Source organism: Acidovorax sp. CF316, assembly GCF_000276605.1.
Lineage (GTDB): Bacteria > Pseudomonadota > Gammaproteobacteria > Burkholderiales > Burkholderiaceae_C > Acidovorax.
On the sequence record NZ_AKJX01000178.1, the window covers coordinates 23,789 to 44,634 of the forward strand.

Sequence of the window (20,846 nt, forward strand, 5' to 3'; positions counted from 1 at the left end):
CTTGACCACCTTTTCCAGGCCCACGCCCGTGCAACACCCTGCCCTCGACCCTCCGCCCGCATTCGCCAGCACCGCCGCAATCCATGGCGAAATCCTGCAACTGCTGGAACAGGGAGACGGCGCACCCGCAGCACTGGCCGCGCTGCTGCAAGAGATCGAGCGGCTGCCCGACGGCCACCCCGACCGCGCGACACTGCTCGGAGCGGCACACCGCGCACTGGCCATCGGCCAAAGGCTGGAGCAGCACCGCCAGAACGAAGCCAGCCTGCGCGGGGTGTTCGAAAGCGCACAGGCGCTCACCGAGCTCAGGGAGCTGGACCAGGTGCTGTTCGAGATCGTGGAACGCGGGCGCAAGCTGCTGGGCAGCGACCTGGCCTGGCTGGCCGGCCTGGACCCGGAAGATGGAAGCCTGCGCGTGCAGGCGGTGAGCGGCGTGTTCTCCAACGAGACGCTCAAGACCAGCACCCACACCACCACGGGCGTCGCCGGCCACGTGCTCCAGAGCCGCAGCCCCTTCGCCACCAGCGACTACATGGCCGACGTGCATTTCGAGCACAGCCCGGGCACGGACCTGATGATCCGGCGAGAGGGCCTGCAGTCGCTGGTGGCGGCGCCACTGCTGTCGGGTGCAGAGGTGGTGGGCATCCTGATCGTGGGAGACCGCTATGCACGCAGCTACCTGCAGCGCGAGATCTCGGTGCTGGCTACGCTGGCCGCGCACGCCTCGGTGGCGGTGCGCAATGCGCGCGCCTACGATCTCACGCGCCAGGCCCTGCTCAAGGCCGAGCAGGCCAACGCACGGCTGAAGGAGCAGACCGCCTCGCTGGAGTACGCGGCCGACGCGCACGAGCAACTGACCCGGCTGCTGGCCAAGGGCGCCTCGCTGAAGGACCTGATCCACGCCGTCGCCACCATCCTGGGTGGACAGGTCATGTACCTCAATGCGGCAGGCATCGAGGTGTGCGCCGCCGCCCCTCCCGGTTACGAGGCGCCCGAGGTCATCGGCACCTACCAGGGATTCTCGGGCATGGACTCGGGCATCCAGTCGGCCGTGGGCCAGAGCCGGGTGACGGGTCGGGCCACGGCGGCCACCGTCCCGGGCACGGACCTGCACTGCCAGGTGGCGGCCGTGATCAGCAAGGACGAGCTGTTCGGCGCCCTGGTGGTACAGACCCGCGCGCCCATGACCGGGCAGGCGCTGCGCATCCTGGAGCGCAGCGCCATGGCCACGGCGGTGCTGCAACTGTCGACGGACAAGAGTTCCGCCTCGCTCGACCAGGACCTCAACCTCACGGTGCGCGCCCTGGTGGAGCCCAGCCAGCACGGGGACAGCGGCTTGGCGGCGCGCATCGCGCGGCATGGTGTCGACATCACGCAGCCGACCATGCTGGCCCTGCTCCAGGTGGAGCCAGGCAAGGCAGGCTACGCGGTGCGAAAGCTGGCAGGCCGGCAGCGCGGCGCGTTGCAGGTCGCGACCGAGATCGCCGGGCAGGTGGTGGTGCTTGCCAACCATGCCGACGCCGCAGGCTTCGAGGACGCGCTGCGCACGCTGCTGTTCGACGAACTCTCGCTGCCCGGCGTGGCCTGCATCGCGGGTCCGCACACCTCGCTGCCCGGGCTGGCCCAGGCCTACGGCCACCTGCAGCGGGCCCTGGGCCTGCTGCACGCGCTGCGCCGGACGGACTGCGTGGTGCACGAGGCCTCGCTGCGCATGTATGCGGTGCTGTTCCAGCACCAGTCTGCCGAGGCGCTGGATGCGACCATCGATGCCGTCATCGGCCGGCTGCTCAAGCACGACGCCAGGCGCAACGCCCAACTCACCGACACCCTGCACGCCTACCTGGACCACCAGCAGAATGCCCGGGCCACGGCAGCGGCGCTGCAGATCCACGCCAACACCCTGCACAACCGGCTGGAAGCCATAGGCGCCCTGCTCGGCCCGTGGGAGGCGGACGGCCGTGTGGCAGACATCCACCTGGCCCTGCGCCTCGCACGGCTCAGGGGCGCGCCACCGCCATCCGCATAGGGCCTACGGCACGCATTCGAACGAAGCGGCCAGGTTGGCATCGCCACGGCCCTTGTAGCGGGGCCAGGTCGGGTACTCGCACATCGGGCGCGTGCGGCCCGGTACCCCGGTGATGTCCGCGACCACCTGGGCCACGGGGATCTTGCCGTCGACGCGCCAGGCATCCAGTGCCGTCAGCGAGTCCCACGCCGCGTTGAACACCTGGCTCGAAGCGTGGCCGTAGCCGGGCACCTCGTAGTAGCGCACGAACCCGTCCACCTTCGACGCGCCGAGCTGGGCCTGCAGGCGCCGGTAGTATTCTTGCGTGGGGCGCGAGCTGACGACCGTATCGGCCAGGCCATGGGCGATCAGCAGCTTGCCGCCGCGGGCCTGGAAGGCCGAGATGTCCGTTTTGGCATCCAGCAGCCGGCTGACTTCCTGTACGCGGCCCGTCCATGGGCCCATGTTTTCCGGATCGAACTCGAGGGAGTTGAGGTTCTGGTCGCGCGCCACGAAGTAGCGCACCCACTGGTCGCCCAGGATGGCCATGAACGGCGCCGTGACCGGCATGGGGAAGGCCGGCTGCGAGGTATTGAAGTTCACCAGGCTCACGTAGGCCTGGGTCGGCTTGTTCCAAGCGGTGATGCCGGTGTCGGCCCCCCAGACGTTGAAGCCCGGGTGGTCGGTGTCGCCGTTGAGCAGGGGCGCCTTGAAGCTGAACGGGCTGTTGATCATCTTGAGCGCGGTGATCTGCGCATCCGACAGGCAGGTGTCACCCGTATCCGCACCGCCGGGGCAGCGCAGCGGCGCGCCGCGCAGCATCGCGGTGGACGGATCGAAGCGCGCGTTGCACGCATTCTGGTGGCTGATCACCCCATCGGCCACGCCGTCCAGCGCATCGCAGGCCTCCAGCGCCGCGTCGAACAGCGCGAGCCGCTTGGCCGGGTTGGGGTAGGCCCCGGGCTGTGCCAGCGCGCGCCCCATGACCTGGCCGGCCAGCAGCGCCGCCACGTCGTTCCACGCCGGGTACCAGGCAATGGCGCCGTCCCAGTCGGCCGGCCAGCGCTGGATGGCGGTCAGCGTCTCGCGCCCGCCGTTGGAACCGCCGGCAAAGTACGAGGTCGCGGGCAGCTTGCCATAGTGCGCCTGGATGATCGCCACCGCGGTGTCGCGCGTCTTCTTCAGGGCATCGCCGCCGTAGTTGCGCAGCGCTTCGTCGTTCATGGCGAACAGACCATCGCGCGTGGTCAGCGGGCCGGACTGGTGCCCGGAATCGCTGGCGAAGGTGGCATAGCCCCGGCCCAGCGGCGTGGGCTGGTCGGTGGGCCCGGCCGGCACGTTGTTCTTCACGCTGGGGACGCTGCCGTTGAAGCCGCCGCCGCCGAACATCATGGCCTTCTGGTTCCAGTTCACTGGCAGGCCGACCTGGAACAGGATGTTGGGGGCCGTGGTGTCCACCGGCGCAATCCTGCCCGCCACTTCGCAGTAGGCGGGCACGGCAGTGGCGCCGCTGCCGCTGGCCTCCACCAGCTTGGCCGAGGTCACCGTGGCACCGGTGGTCGGCAGCCCGATGGACGCGGCCAGGATGGCCAGCCCCTGCAATTTCTCGCAGGCCACCGGCGCGGACGCCGCAGGCTCCAGCGATACGCCGCCACAGGCAACGAGCGAACCGCCCGCCGCGATCGCCATGGCCGCGCGCACGGCCCGTTCTCCAAGAGTGCTTGTCATAGGTCTCCTTTTGCTTGTAATGGCCCCGGCGATGCACCAAGGCTCTGAACGTCCGCGAAACGGACGGTGGACGCCACGGCCTTCAGGCCGCGACGTTGACACCCAGGTAACGGTCCTTGGCCGCGTCGTCGCTGGCGAACTCGGCATTGCTGGCCGTGTAGACCACCCTGCCCTGCTCCAGGATGGTGTGACGCTGAGAGAGCTGGGCGCAGACCTCCAGGTTCTGCTCCACCAGCACGATGGGCATGCCCGTGGCGCTGATCTGGCGCAACTGGTCCACGATCTCTTCCACGATGACCGGGGCCAGTCCCTCCACGGGCTCGTCGAGCATGAGCAGCCGGGGGTGGTTGAGCAGCGCACGGGCAATGGCCAGCATCTGCTGCTCGCCGCCCGACAGCTGGGTGCCGCCATTCCTGCGGCGCTCCTTGAGGCGCGGGAAGATGCGGTACACGTCGGCCATCTGCCAGGGCGAGCTGCGGCGCACGGCGATGGCCAGGTTTTCCTCCACCGACAGCAGGCCGAAGATGCCGCGGTGCTCGGGCACCAGGCACAGGCCTTGCGCCGCGATGCGGTACGGCTCCTGCCCGGCCAGGTCGCGGCCCTGGAACACCACGCGCCCGCGCAGCGGCGGCAGCACGCCCACGATGCTCTTGAGCGTGGTGGTCTTGCCCGCCCCATTGCGGCCCAGCAGGGTGACGACCTCGCCGGCCCTCACCGTGAACGACACGCCCTGCAGCACATGGCTCTTGCCATAGCAGGCGTGCAGGTCTTCCACCTGCAGTACGACATCGGTGCTCAATTGCGGCCCCCTGTGATCATGTTGCCCAGATAGGCGCGGCGCACCTGCTCGTCGTTGCGGATCGCATCGGGTGTGCCTTCCACCAGCACACGCCCGAGCTGCATCACCGTGATGGTGTCGGAGATGCCCATCACGATGTCCATGTTGTGCTCGATCAGCACCACGGCATACCCGTCCTGTTTGAGCGCAAAGATCAGCGCCTTCATCTCGCCGATGTCGTCGATGCCCATGCCCGAGGTGGGCTCATCCAGGAAGACGATGCGCGGCTGCGCGGCCAACGCCATGGCCACTTCCAGCCGGCGCTGCTGGCCGTGGGACAGCAGCGCCGCGGCGCGCCCGGCCACAGGGCCGAGCCGAAAGCGCGCGAGCAGCCCCTCGGCCACAGCCATCGCCGCATCATCGGGTGCAGGGGGACGCCAGCCGAACAGCGCCTGGCGCGGCACCCGGCCCTGGGCGGCCACGCGCAGGTTCTCGCGCACGCTCAGGTTCTGGAACAGGCTGGTGACCTGGAACGAGCGCGCCATGCCGCTCTGCACGCGTTGGTGCCCGGGCAGGTGGCCCACCTCCTGCCCCGCAAAGCGGATGCGGCCCGCGGTGATGGGCACGGTGCCCGTGAGCGTGTGGAACAGCGTGGTCTTGCCCGCGCCGTTGGGCCCGATGACCGAATGGATGCTGCCTGGCATCACGTCCAGGCTGACCGACTCCACGGCCGTGAAGGCGCCATAGCGCTTGGTGACAGAGCGCGCCTGCAGCAGCGCCCCGGTGGTTCCGTCCATGCTGGCGCTGTGGTTCATGCCTGCTCCTTGTGCTGTGTGCTGGCCGCGGCCGCTGGCGGGTCCTTCCTCAAAGCCTGTGCGATGCGTTCGATAAGGCCCCAGATGCCCTTTTGCATGTACAGCGTGACGGCGATCAGCAGCAGGCCCAGCAGCAGCATCCAGCGCGGCCAGAACGAGGCCAGCCAGTCGGCCGCGATGGTGTAGAACGCCGCGCCGATGACCGAGGCGAGCAGGTTGCCGGTGCCGCCGATCACGGTCATGAGCAGAATGGTCTCGCTCACGTGGTACTCAATGCTGGACAGTGGCGCGATCCCCGACAGCATGGCGGCCAGCCCGCCTGCCAGGCCGGTCACTGCGCCCGAGATCACAAAGGCCAGCAGCTTGAACGCCCGGACGTTGTAGCCCACGGCGGCGGCGCGCGCTTCGTTGTCGCGGATGGCCAGCAAGGTGCGCCCGAACTTCGACTCGGCCACGCGCTGCATGGCCACGAACACGGCAAGAAAGACCACCGCCACGAAGGCGTAGTAGCGCCAGGGGCTGCCGGTGTCGAACAACTCCAGGCCGAAGACCAACAAAGGGGGCCGCGCAATGCCGAGCAGCCCGTTGTCGCCACCCGTGAGGTCCACCATCGAATACGCGAGGAAGTAGGCCATCTGCGCGAAGGCCAGCGTCAGCATCACGAAGTACACGCCGCGCTGGCGGATGGCGAACCAGCCCACAAGGGCGGCAGCCAGCGCACCGATGGCGGTGGCGCCCAGCATGGCCACCAGCAGCGGCACCTTGAAGTGCAACAGCAGCAGCCCCGCGGCATAGCTGCCCAGGCCGTAGAAGATGCCCTGCCCGAAGGACATGAGCCCGGTGTAGCCCAGCAGCAGGTTGCAGGCCATGGCCGCCATCGCGAAGATGAGCAGTTCGGTGGCCAGCGAGCCCGATGCCAGCACCAGCGGCAACGCCAGCGCCAACAGGGCAGCCAGCGCCGTGAAGCGGTGGCGAACGAGAAGCTTGTTGTGGTTCATTGTTGTCCCCCTATGCGCGGCCGAGCAGTCCGTTGGGGCGCAGCAGCAACACCAAGGCCATGGCCACGTAGATCATCAGATTGGCGCCGGGGGGCCAGAGCGTGCTCATCATGCTTTGCACGATGCCCACCAGCAGGCCACCCACCAGCGCCCCGGTGAAGCTGCCCATGCCCCCCACCACCACGGCGACGAAGGCAATGCCCAGTGCCTCCACCCCCATGAACGGGTCGACCCCACGGATGGGGGCTGCCAACACGCCCGCCAGGGCCGCCGTGGCCGCGCCCAGGGCGAACACCAGCGAGAAGATGCGCCGGATGTTCAGGCCCAGCAGCGACACCATCTCCGCCGATTCGCTGCCTGCCCGCACGATGGCGCCCAGCCGCGTTCCTTCGAGCACCGCGCCCAGCACGGCCGCCATGGCCACGCCCAAGCCGATCACGAACAGCCGGTACTTGGGGTAGACAAAATCGCCGGCCACCACCACGCCCTGCAGCAGCTCGGGCGGCGGCACGTTGTTGCCGTGCGGGCCCCAGTACAGGATCACCGCCTCCTGCAGCACCAGGGCCAGGCCCACGGTGATGAGGATGTGCAGCTCATGCGGCAGGTGGTAGACCCGGCGGAACAGCAGGGCCTCGGCCAGCCATGCGAACAGGCCGACCGCCAGCGGGCCGAGAACGAGCGTCCACCAGAAGTTGAGGCCTGCGCCGACGAGCTGGTAGCAGCCGTATGCCCCCAGCAGAAAGAAAGCGCCGTGCGCGAAGTTCACGAAGCGCAGCAGGCCGAAGATGATGGACAGGCCGACGGCCAGCACGAAATACAGCATGCCCAGGCCGATGCCGTTGACAAGCTGGAGCAGATAGACGTTCATGGGCGGAATTCACTGGTGGGAACGGCGCGCGCGCAGGCCCCTGGGCCCGCGCGTGCACGGCAGGCCCTCAGGCCATCTTGCAGCCGGCCTCCTGGGGCGACAGGAAGAAGCGGCCCGAGCTGATGATGTCGGCGTAGTCGTCCTTGTCGCGCATCTGGCCCTTGGCCTTGCCCTTGATGAGGTAGAAGTCGCGCAGCACCTGGTGGTCCTCCTTGCGCACTTCTTCCAGGCCGGTCAGGCTCTCGAACTTCAGCCCCTCCAGCGCCGCAGCGACGGCCTTGGGGTCGGTGCTCTTGGCCTTGTTGATCGCCTCGATCAGCATGCGCGTGTTGATGTAGGGCGCGGCCAGGCTGTAGTTGGGCGTGAGCTTGAACTTCTCGCGCACCTGGCTCACGAAGCGCTTGTTGTAGGCCGTGTCGATGGTGTGCCAGTACACGGCGCCGAAGTACACGCCGTCGCAGATGTCCGCGCCCAGCGACTCGAACTGCTCCAGCCCCGATGCCGCCGCGACGACGATGGTCATCTTCTGTTTCATGCCAAAGCTCACCGCCTGGCGCAGCGTGTCGGACGCCTGCGCGCCGTAGTTGAGCAGGAACAGCACGTCGGCCTTCGAGGCCATGGCGTTGGTCAGGTGGCCGCTGAACTCGCGCTCGGTCAGCGAGTGGTAGCTGTTGCCCACGTGCTCGATGCCCTTTTCCTTGAACAGGTCCTTGGCGTTCTTGAGCAGACCTTCGCCGAACACGTACTGCGGCGTGATGGTGTACCAACGCCTGGCCTTTGGCATGCGCTCGGCCAGCGGCCGGGCCGAGCCCTGGATCAGCCCGTAGGTGGGCAGCGCCCAGCGGAAGGTGCTGCGGTTGCAGTCGCTACCGGTCAGCTCGTCGGCACCGCCGTTGGTGACCAGGATGCCGCCGGCCTTGTCGATCTCCTTGCTCATGGCCAGCGATTCGGCGGACAGCAGTGCGCCGGTGAAGAGGTTGATCTTGTGCTGCTCCATGGCCTCCTGCACGCGGCGCACGGCCGTCGCGGGCTTGGCCTCGGTATCGAGCATGCGGTAGCCGAGCTTGCGGCCGAGCACCGTGCCCTGCTGCTCCACGGCCAGCTGCATGCCCATCTCGGAGTACTTGCCGATGGCGGAGAAGGTGCCCGACATGGCGGTCGGGCAGGCAAGCACCAGGTCATTGTTGCCCTGGGCGATGGAGAACAGCGGGTGGGCGGCCAGGCCGGCTGCGGCCGTGGCTTGCAGGAATGCGCGTCGTTGGATCATGGATGTCTCCTTGGGTGGTTGTTGGTGGTCGGCAAGAAAAAGAGGCAGGCGCGGTGCTTCCACGCCATCAGGGGCTCACGGGGATCCGTCGTCGTCCACCCAGGCCAGGTGGACCTTGGCAGGCAGCCGGGCCCAGGCAGCGGACAGCCGCTCAGCGCACGCGGCCCGGTCGATGGGCGCGGTGGCGCGCAGCGTGACGGTGGCTTCGGTGCCGTCGTTCGCGGCCGCAATGTCCACCAGCGCGACCGGCTGCTGCAGGTCGGCGATTTCCATGCGCAGCTTGTAGACCAGCGCCATGTCGCGCAGCGCGGGCTTGTAGATCTTGCCCACGCCCGTCACGGGGATCGAATCGAGCACGAACAGGTGGCGCGGCTTCGCCGGCGGCTCGGGAATGCGGTCGCCGATGTAGCGCTGCAGCTCGGCGGTGTCCACGCTCTGGCCCGGCGCCAGCGCCACGAAGATCACGGGCAGCTCGCCCGCATACCCGTCGGGCATGCCCACGGCCGCGCTCAGCGCCACGGCGGGGTGGGCGTTGGCCACTTCTTCGATGGACTGCGGGTCGATGTTGTGGCCGCTGCGGATGATCAGGTCCTTCTCGCGGCCGGTGAGGAACAGGTAGCCGTTCTCGTCCAGGCGGCCCAGGTCACCCGTGACCAGCCCGCCATCGGGCGTGAAGGCGCCGTGGTCGTGCCCGGGGTTGAGGTAGCCGCCCACGATCTGCGGGCCGCGCGCGACGACCGAGCCGATGGTGCCCACCGGGCAGGGCTGCCAGCGCCCCTCGGCATCGCGCTGCAGGATGTCGATGGCCGAGAACGGCGCGCGGATGCCCACGCTGCCGCGCACATGCGCCCCATGCAGTGGCGTGGCGGCGATGGCGGCCACGCTCTCGGTCATGCCGTACTGCTCCAAGAGCGCAATGCCCGTGCGCTCCTCGAAGCGTTGGCCGATGGCCGTGGGCAGGGCCGCGCCGCCGGTGAAGGCAAAGCGCACCGAAGACAGGTCGCAGCCCTGCACCGGCACCTCGCTGAGCGCGCCGATGGAGGTCGGCACGCCCCCGATGAAGGTGGCGCGGTAGCGCTCGGCGATGCGCCAGAAGTTCTTCACGATGGCCGGGTCGCGCAGCCCCGCGGGCGACAGCATCACCACATGGCCACCTGCGGCCAGCACCGACATGCCGATGGTGGAGGTACCGCCCACATGGAACAGCGGAAAGCCGTTGAGCGCGACATCCTGCTCGGTCAGGTCGAAGGCCTGGGCCAGCGCCCAGGCCGCATGGATCTGGTTGCCGTGCGTCTGGCGCACCAGCTTGGGCAGGCCGGTGGTCCCGCCGGTATGGAACAGCGCCGCGATGGCGGCGGGATCGTGGACGCGCTCGAAGGCCAGGCGGTCGCCAGGCTGCGCGTCCATGGCCGCTTCGAGGGCGTGCACGCGCGGGTCCTGGGCCCCGGGCGCGCCGCCCATCACCAGCACGGCCTGCAGGCCTGGCACGCGGGGCAGCACCTGCTGCACCTTGGCCCAGATCTCCGGGTCCAGCGCAGGGCCGGGGCAGACCAGGATGCGGGCGGCCTCCGCCTCCAGCAGCGCGGCGATGACCTCGGGCGCCAGCAGGTAGTTGATGCAGCTGGCGGTGCCCGCCGTCTGCGCGCCCCAGATCAACGCCGGAACACGGGCATGGGTGCGTGCGACGATGGACACCACGCCCTCCCCCGCTATGCCGAAGTGCGCGAACAGGTTGGCGGCGCGCGTGATCTCGGCCAGCAGCTCCTTGTGGGTATAGGTGGCCGGCACATCCTCAAGCGCGGCCGAAGGCATCATGGTCAAGGCCATGCGGTCGCCGCACAGTGTGGCCGTGGCCTGGAACACTTCGTAGATGCTGCGCGACGGCACCAGCTCGCCGTAGGGCAGGGTCTCCAGCCGCTCGATATCCGCGATGCCCCGGATCTTCTGTTCCGAGCGTGTCGTCTTGGTCATTGTTGGTCGCTCCGCACGTGGCGCTTCGCAAGAAATTCAAAGCCCTTGGCCTATGGCACGCCATCCAACCTCCGTGGTACTGCCGGAAAGCGCGCAAGCGCTGCCCTACCCGGAAATGTTCCGGGAGCTTTTGCGTGGACCAGGGGGTGGAAGAAAGCCGTGCCGAAATGCGTTCAGGCGGTGATGTCTCTTGCGCTCCTTGTAATCCGGCTGCATGGCTTGCATGCGCCGTGTTGATGGAGCAAGTCTAGGAATCGCACGCATTGCGGACAATGTGACGAAGTCACAGCGCCCACCCGAAGTTTTGTGCAAGGGGCACACGGCGCCCCCTGCCACTAGCGGCTATGGTTCAGGCCACAGCACCCGCGCCAGACGGGTGCACCGGAGACAAGCCCAAAGGAATGACAACACCCGCCCACCACGGGCCCACGGCCTGTGGAGACCCGGCCGCATCAGCCACCAGCCGGCACCGCCTTCATCAGCCGCTGCCACAGCTGCTGGTTGAAGTCGCGCGCCGGCGCCGTCTGGCCGGTGCGCACCACGATCAGCTGGCGGCTGGGCACCACGAAGAGCTTGCGGTCGTGAAAGCCCAGCGCGGCCACCAGGTCGGCCGGAGCGGTCTCGATCAGCGGCCCCTCGCGCCGGGGCGCGTCTGCACCGCTCAGGTAGGCATGGCTGCCGCCATTGAGCCACCACAGGCGCCCATAGGCCGGGTTGGTCGGCGTGCGCTGCAGCAGCAGGCCGAGCTGCGCGGCCGATACCACACGGCGGCCGTCGGGCGCGAGGCCCTGGTCCAGCACCAGCTGCCCCATGCGTGCGATGTCGCGCGGCGTGGTCACCAGCCCGGTGGGGTTGCCTGCGTCGGCCAGCGCGGCGGGCCGGGGGCGCCAGGCGGTATCGGCCATGCCCAGCGGCACGGTGAGCCACTGGCGCGTGATCTCGTCCAGCGGCCCGCGCGCCGCCTGCTCCAGCACGCGCTTGGTCACGGCGTAGGCAGGCGTGTTGTAGAAGAAGCGCGCGCCCGGCTCGGCCTCGGTGCGCAGGTCCTCCGTGAGGCCGGAGGTCATTTCCAGCAACTGGCGCACGGTGATGCGCGCCTCCACCGCGGGCGGGGCCTTGGACCAGGCGGCACCGATATAGGTGGCCACCGGGCGCTCCACGTCCATCAGCCCGCGGTCGGCCGCAATGGCCGCCAGCAGCGCGATGAAGCTCTTTTGCTGCGAGGCTACGTCCTCCAGCAGCGCGCCATCGGCCGCCTGGCCATGCACGAAGGCGGCGCGAAAGACGGTTGCATCCGCCGGCAGCGGCCAGTGCTGCTCGGCAATCACCTGCCGGTTCTGGATGATCAGCAGGCCCGTGGTCTTTTGCGCGCGTGCGTAGTCGAGCACCTCCTGCAGCGCGGCGGCGTTCCAGGCGGCTGGTACCGTGGCGCCCATGGCGGGTGGCGCGGCCGTGGGCGAAGCAGCGCAGCCCAGCAGGGCGGCGGCCACGCACAGTGCGGTGGCGGCTGCACGGGTGGTGGTAGCGATGGGAGTCATGGTCGTCATCCTTGCTTTCATTGCATTGCGCATGGCGGCAACTCAGCTGGCCACGCGCCAGCCCAGGCCGGGCGAGATGGCGCGGGCATCGCCCTCGCCCAGCGCCAGCGGCTGCAGCAGCCCGGTCTCGGCCGCCTGCTGGGCGAATTCGCGCAGACTGCGCACGCGCGCCGCGGGCACGCCCGCTGCGTTCAGGCCCTGCTCCAGCTCGGCCGCGGGCTGGTCGGCCAGTTGCGCGGCCAGCAGTTCGCGGAAGGCGCCGGGGTCCAGCGCGCGCGCAAAGCTCGGGCCGCTGCCCGTGCCGGGGTCAAGCAGCGGCGTGTAGCGCGCGGGCTCCACGCCCAGCACCCGCATCAGCGCCGCAATGTGCTGCGGCGTGTTGGCGCCAATGGCCAGCCAGCCGTCGCGGCAGGCAAAGGTGTCGGCCGCCGGGCTGCCCGAGAAGCCCTTGTTGCCCACGCGCGGGATCTCCTGCCCGGTGCTCAGCACGTCGCAGGCAAAGGGGTACATGAGCTGCAGCGCGCTGGCCCACATGCTCACGTCAAGGAAGCTGCCCTCGCCCGTCAGGTCCCGCTCGCGCAGCGCGGCCATGATGGCCATCGCACCGACCAGGCCCGTCGCCGCGTCGATGACAGGAAAGCCCACCTTGGTCGGCGGCGCGCCTTCCTGGCCGCCCAGCAGGGTCATGCCGGTCAGCGCCTGCATCACATGATCGTAGGCGCCCCGCGGCGTGAGTTCCGGGTCACTCAGGCCGTAGCCCGAGATGGCGCAGTACACGATGCGCGGGTTGACGGCCTTCACCTGCTCGTAGCCCAGGCCATGGCGCTCGAGCACGCCGGGGCGGTAGTTGTCGACCATCACGTCGGCGTGGCGCGCCAGGTCCAGTGCCTGGGCACGGCCCTCCGCCGTCGCCAGATCGATCGCCTGCATGTGCTTGCCGGCGTTCAGTGCCGTGAAGGCGTGCGCGCCTGCGCCACCGCGGCGCATCACGTCGCCGCCGCCGGGGCGCTCGACCTTGGTCACCTCGGCCCCCATCTGCGCGAGTTGGAAGGTGGCGAACGGGCCGGCAATGACATGGCTAAAATCCAGTACGCGCACGCCGCGCAGCGCCTGCGGCGGCGATTTCCAGGTGCGGGGTGCGCTCATCGGATGCTCCCTTGCGTGGCCTTGACGAGCTTTTCCAGCTTGGCCGTCTCGGCCTGGATGAAGGTGGCGAAGGCCTGGGGCGAGGCACTCAGGCTGACCACCGTGCCCGCGTCCTCGGTCTCCTTGCGCAGGGCCGGGTCGTCGAAGGCCCGGTGCACCGCCTTGAACAGCGCCTGCACGGTGCCCTCTGGCGTACCGGCGGGTGCCCACAGGCCGAACCATGCGTCCAGCACCAGGTCCTCGCTGCCCAGCAGTTCCCGCAGCGTGGGCACCTGCGGAAAGGCGGCCAGGCGCTTGGCGCTGGTCACGGCCAGGGCATGCACCTTGCCCGACTGCACATGCGGCGCCGCCGTGGACGCGATGGGGAACGCGAAATGAACCGAACGCGAGAGCAGTGCGGGGATGATCTCCACCGAGCCCTTGTAGGGCACGTGCAACGCGTCGATGCCGGTGTGCAGCGACAGCGCCGCAGCGCACAGGTGGGCGGCGCTGCCGATGCCGCCCGAGGCGTAGTTGAGCGTGCCCGGGCTCTTGCGCGCGGCCGCCACCAGGTCGTCCACGCTGCGGTAGGGCGAATCGGCCGCCACCACCAGGATGGACGGTGCCAGGCCGATGGCCGAGATCGGCGCAAAGTCTTTTTGAGGATCGAACTTCACGCTGGGCTGCAGCGCCTTCTGCACGATGTGCGACGAGGCACCCATGAGCAGGTTGTAGCCATCGGGCGCCATGCGCGCCACATTCTGCGCGGCGACGATGCCGCCGGCACCGACGACGTTCTCGACGAACATCACGGCGCCCTTGCCCAGCGCGGGCGCCATGCGCACGGCCGTGGCACGGGCCAGCAGGTCCGGCCCGCCGCCCGCGGCGAAGGGCACGACCAGCCGCACCGGGCGGCTCGGAAAATCGCCGGCCTGCTGCGCGAACGCCGCACGGGGCAGGCCAGTGGCGGCGGCCGCCAGGGCCAGGAGTTGCAGTTGGAATCGGCGTCGATCAGGCATACGCAAAGGGTCTCGGAAAATCGGTGGGTTCACAGAAGGCAGCATGCGGGAACACCGTCGTCAGAAGGCGTGCCGCACACCGAGGGCCACACCGGTGGCCGAGCCATTGGGGCCGGTGACCGCGCCTTCGAAGGTGCGCGACGCGCCCCCTGCGTTCTCGATGCGTGCCACGATGCCATACAGCGTGGTGCGCTTGCTCAGGTGGTAGCCATACCCGACAGAAAAGCGGGTCGTGCGCGGGGACGAGGGGGCCGTGGAGGTGTAGCGCGATACCTGCGCCTTGAACTCGTGCACCCCCATGGGCACGCGCGCACCAAGCTCCCAGCCCCGGCCATCGGGTGGATCGCCGGCGACCTTGTCGCGCATCGCCACGGCCATCAGTTCCAAGGCACCGAAGTCGTAGCTGCCCGCAATGCTGGCGTTGCTGACCCGACCCGATGCGAAATCGGTCTGCATGCCGCCTACGCCGATCTTCACCGCGCCGGCTTCATAGCCGGCGCGCAGGCTGTAGCCCGTGCCATCGCGGCCCGTGGCGCTGCCGTCCTTCGCGTTCTCGCCGAGGAAGTAGGCCGCATGCACGAAGGCGCCGCCCAGTGTGGCCGGCGTGAAGTAGTGCACGGCATTGGAGGCCCGCACCCACGAGGTCGACACGCCAGCCACGGTGGAGGTGATCAGCTGCGCCTGCCCGATGCCGATGTGCGCGAACGGGTCGAACAGGCCGATGTTCAGGTAGTGCGGCTGCAGGTCGCGGCCCGCGCGCAGCTCGCCCCAGGGGCCGAACAGGCTGACCGTGGAGCGCCGCCCGAAGGTCAGGCCGCCCACCGTGCCCTGGCCGCTCACCTGGTTGTTGGTGTTGGTCGCGCCCCCCGCCCCGCTGTCGGGAAAGATGGCGCCTTCGAGCCAGAAGCCGGCGCGCCAACCCCCGCCCAGGTCCTCGACGCCGCGGAACCCGATCCGCGAGGCGCCCCAGTTGCTGTTGGACATGGTAGTGCCGCTGGCGACCGTGCCGCTCGATCGGGTCAGGGCCGCATCGAGCGTGCCGAACACGGTGACGGAACTCTGTGCGCCAGCCGTGCAGGCGAGCGAAAGCAGCGCTGGGAGTAGCGCCCATTTTTTCTTCATGGTGATTTGTCTCCAAACTTCGGGAAGGAATGCCACAGGCCTGTAAAAGCGTCCTGCGGAGCCGGCTCGTTGGATGGGCAAAAATGCTATCGCCGAACCTGTGAATTCATTCTAGGAACGGGTGGCCCTTTACCTCAATTGATAAATTCTTTTGGAGACTAAGCCTGTGGTTAAGTCAATCGTGTCCACCCCCGCCGGACTGCGCCCGTTCCCCCCGCTGCTGCGCGGCCTGCGTCTGCCGCAGCTGCAGCTTGTGCGCATGGCCGGCGCGGGCGCCAACTTCCGCGAGATGGCCGATGCACTCCATGTGACCCAGCCGGCCATCACCAAGATGGCGCGCGAACTCGAACGTACGCTGGGCGCGCCGGTGTTCGAGCGCAGCGCTTCGGGCGTGCGGCTCAGCGCCTTCGGCCAGGCCGTGCTGTCGCAGGTGCAGCGCTCGCTGGCCCACCTGGACCAGTTGGCCGACGACCTGCCGAGTCACCGTGAGGGCGCCGGTGCAGCCCTGCGCATCGGCTCCCCCTCGTTCACGGCAGCGGCGCTGCTGGCGCGCCCCGTGGCCCAGTGGCTGGGAGCCACGCCTGGGGGCCGCGTCATCATGAGCGATGGGGTGAGCGCACAGTTGCTGGCACCACTGCTCGCGGGCGAGCTCGATGCCGTGGTCGGCAGCGTGGACGACGGAGCCTGCAGCGACGACGAGCTGCAGCAGCTGCGCTTCGAGCCGCTGTACGACGATGCCATCACCTTCGTCACCAGCGCAGACACGCCTGGCCTGGAGGGGCCGATGGACCTGGCCGACCTGTGCCGTCTGCCCTGGGTCATGCCGCCGCGCAACTCGCAGGTGTGGATGGCGTTGCGGCGCGAATTCATGGTGCTGGGCCAGGGCCTGCCCCGGGGCGTGGTGGAAGCCAGCTCGATACCGGCGCTGGGCACCATCTTGCGCCATGCCCCCGGCACCGTGGGGGCACTGCGCGCCGACGCCGGCCGCTACCTGGTGCGCGACCAGGGCCTGCGCCTGCTGCAGGTGGCGCCCGCCGTCGCGTTGCCGCGCGTGGGCATCGTGCGCCTGAGTTCGGCTGCGCCTGACGCCGCATTGGAATCGTTGCTGGCCTTGGTACGCTCTGAAGTGAACGTAATTTTTGCTTCTGAGTAGCCTGCCTGAATCCAGATCCCCACTCGCCTTCGCTCCTTTTCACGCAACAAGCGGTCAGTAGATTGGGAACTGGTCTGAGAAGTTTTCCTGGCAACTCAGATTGCAGGTGCAGGACTTAGCCATACAAGCAAGTGCCTAGCAGCAACTTTCAGCATCACACACGAAGGCCATACCGCTTACGCCTGTGTGTAGGCAGTCTTCACAGCGGTGTAGAACTCTGATGCGTACCTGCCTTGCTCACGCGGTCCATAGCTAGAGCCCTTGCGACCGCCAAAAGGCACGTGGAAATCAACTCCTGCGGTGGGTAGGTTCACCATAGCCATGCCAGCCTGGACGTGCCGCTTGAAATGAGTGGCATGCTTGAGCGAAGTCGTCGCAATTCCAGCCGCCAGGCCGAAAGGCGTGTCGTTGGCTAGGCACAGCGCTTCCTCGTAATTGCGCGCTCTGAGCACACTGACCACTGGGCCGAAGACTTCCTCCCGGTTGATGCGCATCTCCGCCGTAGTGTCGACAATCAAAGCGGGGGTCATGTAGAAGCCCGGTTTCCCCGTCGGGCCCTGCGCCAACGCCTCGCCCCCGTGAGCCAACCGCCCACCTTCCTTTTGGGCGATATCAACATACTCCAAGTTTTGGCTCAGCTGATTCTGATCAACCACCGGTCCAATGTCTGTCCCAGCAGCGCGCGCGTCGTCCACCCTTAGGAACTTCAGGCGCTCGACCATCGCGGCGACGAACCGGTCATGGATGCCTTCGGTGACGATGAGGCGCGACGACGCCGTGCAGCGCTGACCGGTAGAGAAGTAGCCACTGTTGACCGCACAATTCACGGCGAGATCCAGGTCCGCATCGTCCAGAACCACCATCGGGTTCTTGCCCCCCATCTCCAGCTGGAACTTGGCCATCCGGGCGACGCAGGCAGTCGCCACCTTGCGACCCGTCGCGGCGGATCCCGTGAAGGAGATCGCGGTGACGCGCGCATCGTCCAGCAGTGCGGCCCCCACCTCGGAGCCCCGCCCCATCACCAGATTGAACACGCCCGCCGGCAGGCCCGCGCGCGACAGGATCTCGGCCAGCGCCCAGGCTGAGCCCGGCACCAACTCCGCCGGCTTGAACACCACGCAATTGCCATAGGCCAGCGCTGGCGCGATCTTCCACGCCGGAATGGCGATCGGAAAATTCCAGGGCGTGATGATGCCCACCACGCCCAGCGGCTCGCGCGTGATTTCCACACCGACGCCTGGTCGCACCGAAGGCAGGGCCTCCCCGCCGGGACGCAAGGCCTCGCCGGCGTAAAACTTGAAGATATTCCCGGCGCGCACCACCTCGCCGATGGCTTCGGGCAGGGTCTTGCCCTCCTCGCGTGCCAGCAGGTCGCCGAGCTCGCTGCGGCGCCCCAGCATCTCGCTGCCTACCGCATCCAGCAGGTCGAAGCGCTGCTGCGGTGTAGAGAGGCTCCACCCTGCGAAGGCGGCCTCGGCGGCGGCGATGGCCAGCCGGGTCTGCGCGGCATCGGCCTGCGCGTACTCTCCCACCAGATCGCGGGTATCGGAGGGGTTGATGTTGCGGGAGACCTGCGGCCCCGCCAGCCAGCTGCCGTCGATGAAGTTCTTGAACATTGCTTTGGTCCTCTGTGAGAGTCGGTGGACGGGCCTCGCTTGCCGCAGGCCGCAGCCACCCCTGAGGCTACGCAAGACGCCTTCCCAGGTCCCTGCACAGGCGGCAGATTCGTTGGCACTTTTGACGCGCCGGCCGACGTCGCTCGCTCAGCGCCTGGCCGCGCCGTCGGCGAGCTGGAAGGCTGCGACCACGTGGCTCAGGCGCTGAGCTTGGGACTGCAGCGACTGCGCTGCCGCCGCACTCTGCTCCACCAGCGCGGCATTCTGCTGGGTGGACTGGTCCATGCCGTTCATGGCCTGTGCGACCTCGTCGATGCCCACGCTTTGCGATGCTGCAGCATGGGTGATCTCGTGGATGGCTGCCGTGACCTGGCGCACTCCGGCGACGATGCCCTCCATCTTCTGGCCCGCGTCGTGCACCAGCGCGCTTCCGGATACCACGCTGGCCACGGACGACTGGATCAGAAGCTTGATGTCTTTGGCCGCTGCGTCCGATCGGTGCGCGAGGCTGCGCACCTCGCCCGCTACCACCGCGAATCCACGACCTTGCTCCCCCGCCCGGGCCGCCTCCACGGCGGCATTGAGTGCCAGGATATTGGTCTGAAAGGCGATGCCTTCGATCAGGCCGATGATGTCGGCGATTTTGCGGGACTGCATGGCAATGTCCTGCATGCTCTGCACGGCCTGCACCACCACCTGCCCCCCCTGCTCAGCGGCAAGGGCCGCATTGCGTGCCAGGTCGTCTGCGGCGTGCGCCGACTGGGCCGACTGGCGCACCGCCCCTGACAGTTGGTCCACGGATCCCGCCGTCCTCTGCAGCTGGCTGGCCGCGTGCTCGGTGCGCTGCGAGAGGTCGTTGTTGCCCGAGGAGACATCGGTGGAAGCGTCCTGGATGGAATGGGCGGCATCCCGCACCTCGCGCACCAGTGCGCCCAGGCTGGCCTGCATGCGGGCCAGGGCATCCAGCAAGGCCCCCGTTTCGTCACGGCCACCGCGCGGGATCACAAGCGAAAGATCTCCCTGCGCCACCCGCTCGGCGACGCGGACCGCCTCCCCGATGGGTCGGGTCACGCCCCGCGCGATGCTCCAGGCAGCCAGTGCGCCGCCCAGGATTGCCAGCACCGATGCCAGCACCTGGACCGACTGGGCAAGCGCTGCCGCAGCCGATGCGTGGGCCTGACGCTCGCGCCCGGCCGTCGTGGTCGCCTTCACGATCGGATCGACAGCCTTTGCCCACTGCTCGACCCGTGCCCTCATGGTGCCAGCGAACTGGTCGATCACCGCAAGGTCAGGCTCCACATCGCCCTGGCCCCGGACCGCATCCACCCGGCTGCGGATGCTGCGCTCCAGCTCCTGCAGCACGCCCTCGGCCTGCGCAAGTCCGCCCAGGGCCCCCGCCAAGCCCGGGATGTCCTGGCCACCGTGGGTCAGCGACATCAGCTCGCTCCTGGCCAGCTGGTACAGGCCACGCGACTGCTCGACCAGGCCTTGGTGGAAGTCGATATCCTCGCGCTGGGTCGACAGCACCAGCAGCAGGGCGTTGAGGTAGATGTCGTCGATGCTGCTGCGCATGGCGCCGGCACGGGCGGCGATCTCGGCATGGGCATGGACCGCCGCTGCCATGTTCCGTTCCATGGCCCTCATCTGCAAAACCGCATAGGCCGTGGTGCCGGCGAACAGCGCCAGCACCAGGCCGAAGCCCAGGGCCAGCCGCATGCCGATGCCCAGCCGGCCGCCCCCTTGTGGGAGCCTTGCTGCGGCCACGGCATGTCGGAGACGAAACGATGGAAGCGGGGACGACGGCATGGTGTCTCGCTGGTTGGTGGATGTTGGATGCGGGGAAAGGTCTACTGGCGGGGTATCCCGGCTCTGTCGATTACCGAGCGCCATTTGGCGATGTCGCTGCGCATGCGCTGGGCCATCTGCTGCGGCGTGCTGGCTTGGGCTTCGGCCCCCAGGTCCAGCAGCGCCTTGCGCACCTGTGGCGACCCCACGGCCGTTGCAATTTCCCCGGCGAGCCGGCTCACCACCGCTTGCGGCGTACCCGCAGGGACGGAGATGCCGTTCCAGGAGGACACCTCAAACCCTGCCAGGCCGCTGTCCGCCACCGTCGGCACCCCGGGCAGGCCGGCGAAGCGGTGGGCCGAGGTCACCGCCAGGGGCTTGATCGCACCGGCCTGGATCTGGCTGAGCACGACTGGCAGCATGTCGATCGCCACATGCACGTCCCTGGCCCGGATCGCGCTGACCAAGTCAGCGGTGGTCTTGTAGGGCACGATCACTGCGTCGATGCCAGCCATGGACCGGAACATTTCGGCCGCCAGGTTCTGCGTGCTGCCGACCCGAGCACTGCCGATGTTGAGCTTGCCCGGATGGGCCTTCGCGAAAGCAATCACATCAGTCACCGAGCGCAGGTCCGACGGCCCCGCGGCGACGAGCGCGAGATCGAACGAGGACAGGGTGGAGACATGGGTGAAGTCCGCCATCAGGTCGTAGGGCAGCTTGTGAAAGAGCGCCGAGGTGAGCGCGGTTCCGCTGCCCGCCATAAGCAGGGTGTGACCATCCGGCCGGGCATGCTTTACCAATGAAGCGGCCGCCACCGGAACGGGACGGTTCTCGATCACCACCGGCTTGCCCAGGCCTTCGCCCATTTTTTGCGCCACAAGCCGGGCCACGATGTCACCCGCGCCGCCCGGCGCGAACGCCACGACCAGTTGCAGGGGCTTGCTGGGATAGGACTGCGCACGGATACCACCCGTGGCAAACGCCAGGGCGACCGCGCTCCCGTAGCGCACGAAGTTTCTTTTCTGGGAGTCCACGGTACCTCCTCCCGCCGCAGCGGG

At 68.5% G+C, this 20,846-nt stretch carries 16 protein-coding genes; 2 read left to right on the plus strand and 14 right to left on the minus strand.

Annotated elements, in window-relative coordinates; translation table 11 throughout:
- Nucleotides 1-28: 28 nt before the first annotated feature.
- Nucleotides 29-2,026, plus strand: a complete 1,998-nt coding sequence (locus tag PMI14_RS22555) for a GAF domain-containing protein (RefSeq protein ID WP_007857722.1) — start codon at nucleotides 29-31, stop codon at nucleotides 2,024-2,026.
- 3 nt (nucleotides 2,027-2,029) lie between these two features.
- Here PMI14_RS22555 and PMI14_RS22560 read toward each other — a convergent pair whose 3' ends face one another.
- The 11 genes from PMI14_RS22560 to PMI14_RS22610 form a co-directional block, all read right to left on the minus strand.
- Nucleotides 2,030-3,733: a tannase/feruloyl esterase family alpha/beta hydrolase gene (locus PMI14_RS22560; RefSeq protein WP_007857724.1), complete on the minus strand. Its 1,704-nt coding sequence runs from the start codon at nucleotides 3,731-3,733 to the stop codon at nucleotides 2,030-2,032.
- A gap of 82 nt (nucleotides 3,734-3,815) precedes the next feature.
- A complete protein-coding gene (locus PMI14_RS22565; protein WP_007857725.1) occupies nucleotides 3,816-4,532 on the minus strand; it encodes an ABC transporter ATP-binding protein in 717 nt (238 codons plus the stop codon).
- Nucleotides 4,529-5,326 carry an ABC transporter ATP-binding protein gene (locus PMI14_RS22570; RefSeq protein ID WP_007857726.1) on the minus strand — a complete coding sequence of 266 codons (798 nt, stop codon included), beginning with the start codon at nucleotides 5,324-5,326 and terminating at the stop codon, nucleotides 4,529-4,531. Before PMI14_RS22570 ends, PMI14_RS22565 begins: the two co-directional genes overlap by 4 nt.
- Entirely contained in the window at nucleotides 5,323-6,324 is a 1,002-nt protein-coding gene (locus PMI14_RS22575; RefSeq protein ID WP_007857727.1) for a branched-chain amino acid ABC transporter permease, read from the minus strand. The genes PMI14_RS22570 and PMI14_RS22575 overlap by 4 nt, the downstream gene beginning before the upstream one ends.
- A 10-nt stretch (nucleotides 6,325-6,334) precedes the next feature.
- Entirely contained in the window at nucleotides 6,335-7,192 is an 858-nt protein-coding gene (locus tag PMI14_RS22580; protein WP_007857728.1) for a branched-chain amino acid ABC transporter permease, read from the minus strand.
- 67 nt (nucleotides 7,193-7,259) lie between these two features.
- Nucleotides 7,260-8,459, minus strand: a complete 1,200-nt coding sequence (locus tag PMI14_RS22585) for an ABC transporter substrate-binding protein (protein ID WP_007857729.1) — start codon at nucleotides 8,457-8,459, stop codon at nucleotides 7,260-7,262.
- A 75-nt stretch (nucleotides 8,460-8,534) separates the two neighbouring features.
- Entirely contained in the window at nucleotides 8,535-10,430 is a 1,896-nt protein-coding gene (locus PMI14_RS22590; protein ID WP_007857730.1) for an AMP-binding protein, read from the minus strand.
- A gap of 452 nt (nucleotides 10,431-10,882) precedes the next feature.
- On the minus strand, nucleotides 10,883-11,968 hold the full coding sequence (locus PMI14_RS22595) for a serine hydrolase (protein ID WP_007857731.1): 1,086 nt from the start codon (nucleotides 11,966-11,968) through the stop codon (nucleotides 10,883-10,885).
- Nucleotides 11,969-12,010: 42 nt separating this feature from the next.
- A complete protein-coding gene (locus tag PMI14_RS22600) occupies nucleotides 12,011-13,114 on the minus strand; it encodes a CaiB/BaiF CoA-transferase family protein (protein ID WP_007857732.1) in 1,104 nt (367 codons plus the stop codon).
- Entirely contained in the window at nucleotides 13,111-14,112 is a 1,002-nt protein-coding gene (locus PMI14_RS22605) for a tripartite tricarboxylate transporter substrate binding protein (RefSeq protein ID WP_007857733.1), read from the minus strand. Before PMI14_RS22605 ends, PMI14_RS22600 begins: the two co-directional genes overlap by 4 nt.
- Nucleotides 14,113-14,172: 60 nt before the next feature.
- Nucleotides 14,173-15,234: a porin gene (locus tag PMI14_RS22610; protein ID WP_007857734.1), complete on the minus strand. Its 1,062-nt coding sequence runs from the start codon at nucleotides 15,232-15,234 to the stop codon at nucleotides 14,173-14,175.
- Between the two features lie 181 nt (nucleotides 15,235-15,415).
- On the opposite strand from PMI14_RS22610, the gene PMI14_RS22615 reads away from it, so the two are divergent.
- A complete protein-coding gene (locus PMI14_RS22615; protein ID WP_238541885.1) occupies nucleotides 15,416-16,387 on the plus strand; it encodes a LysR substrate-binding domain-containing protein in 972 nt (323 codons plus the stop codon).
- Between the two features lie 176 nt (nucleotides 16,388-16,563).
- Here the strand turns inward: PMI14_RS22615 and PMI14_RS22620 are convergent, their stop codons facing one another.
- From PMI14_RS22620 to PMI14_RS22630, 3 genes are all read right to left on the minus strand, one after another.
- Nucleotides 16,564-18,003, minus strand: coding sequence for an aldehyde dehydrogenase family protein (locus PMI14_RS22620; protein WP_007857736.1), 1,440 nt, complete (start codon nucleotides 18,001-18,003; stop codon nucleotides 16,564-16,566).
- Nucleotides 18,004-18,150: 147 nt separating this feature from the next.
- Nucleotides 18,151-19,809, minus strand: coding sequence for a methyl-accepting chemotaxis protein (locus PMI14_RS22625; protein WP_007857737.1), 1,659 nt, complete (start codon nucleotides 19,807-19,809; stop codon nucleotides 18,151-18,153).
- A gap of 41 nt (nucleotides 19,810-19,850) precedes the next feature.
- Nucleotides 19,851-20,822, minus strand: coding sequence for a tripartite tricarboxylate transporter substrate binding protein (locus PMI14_RS22630; RefSeq protein WP_007857738.1), 972 nt, complete (start codon nucleotides 20,820-20,822; stop codon nucleotides 19,851-19,853).
- Nucleotides 20,823-20,846: the final 24 nt, after the last annotated feature.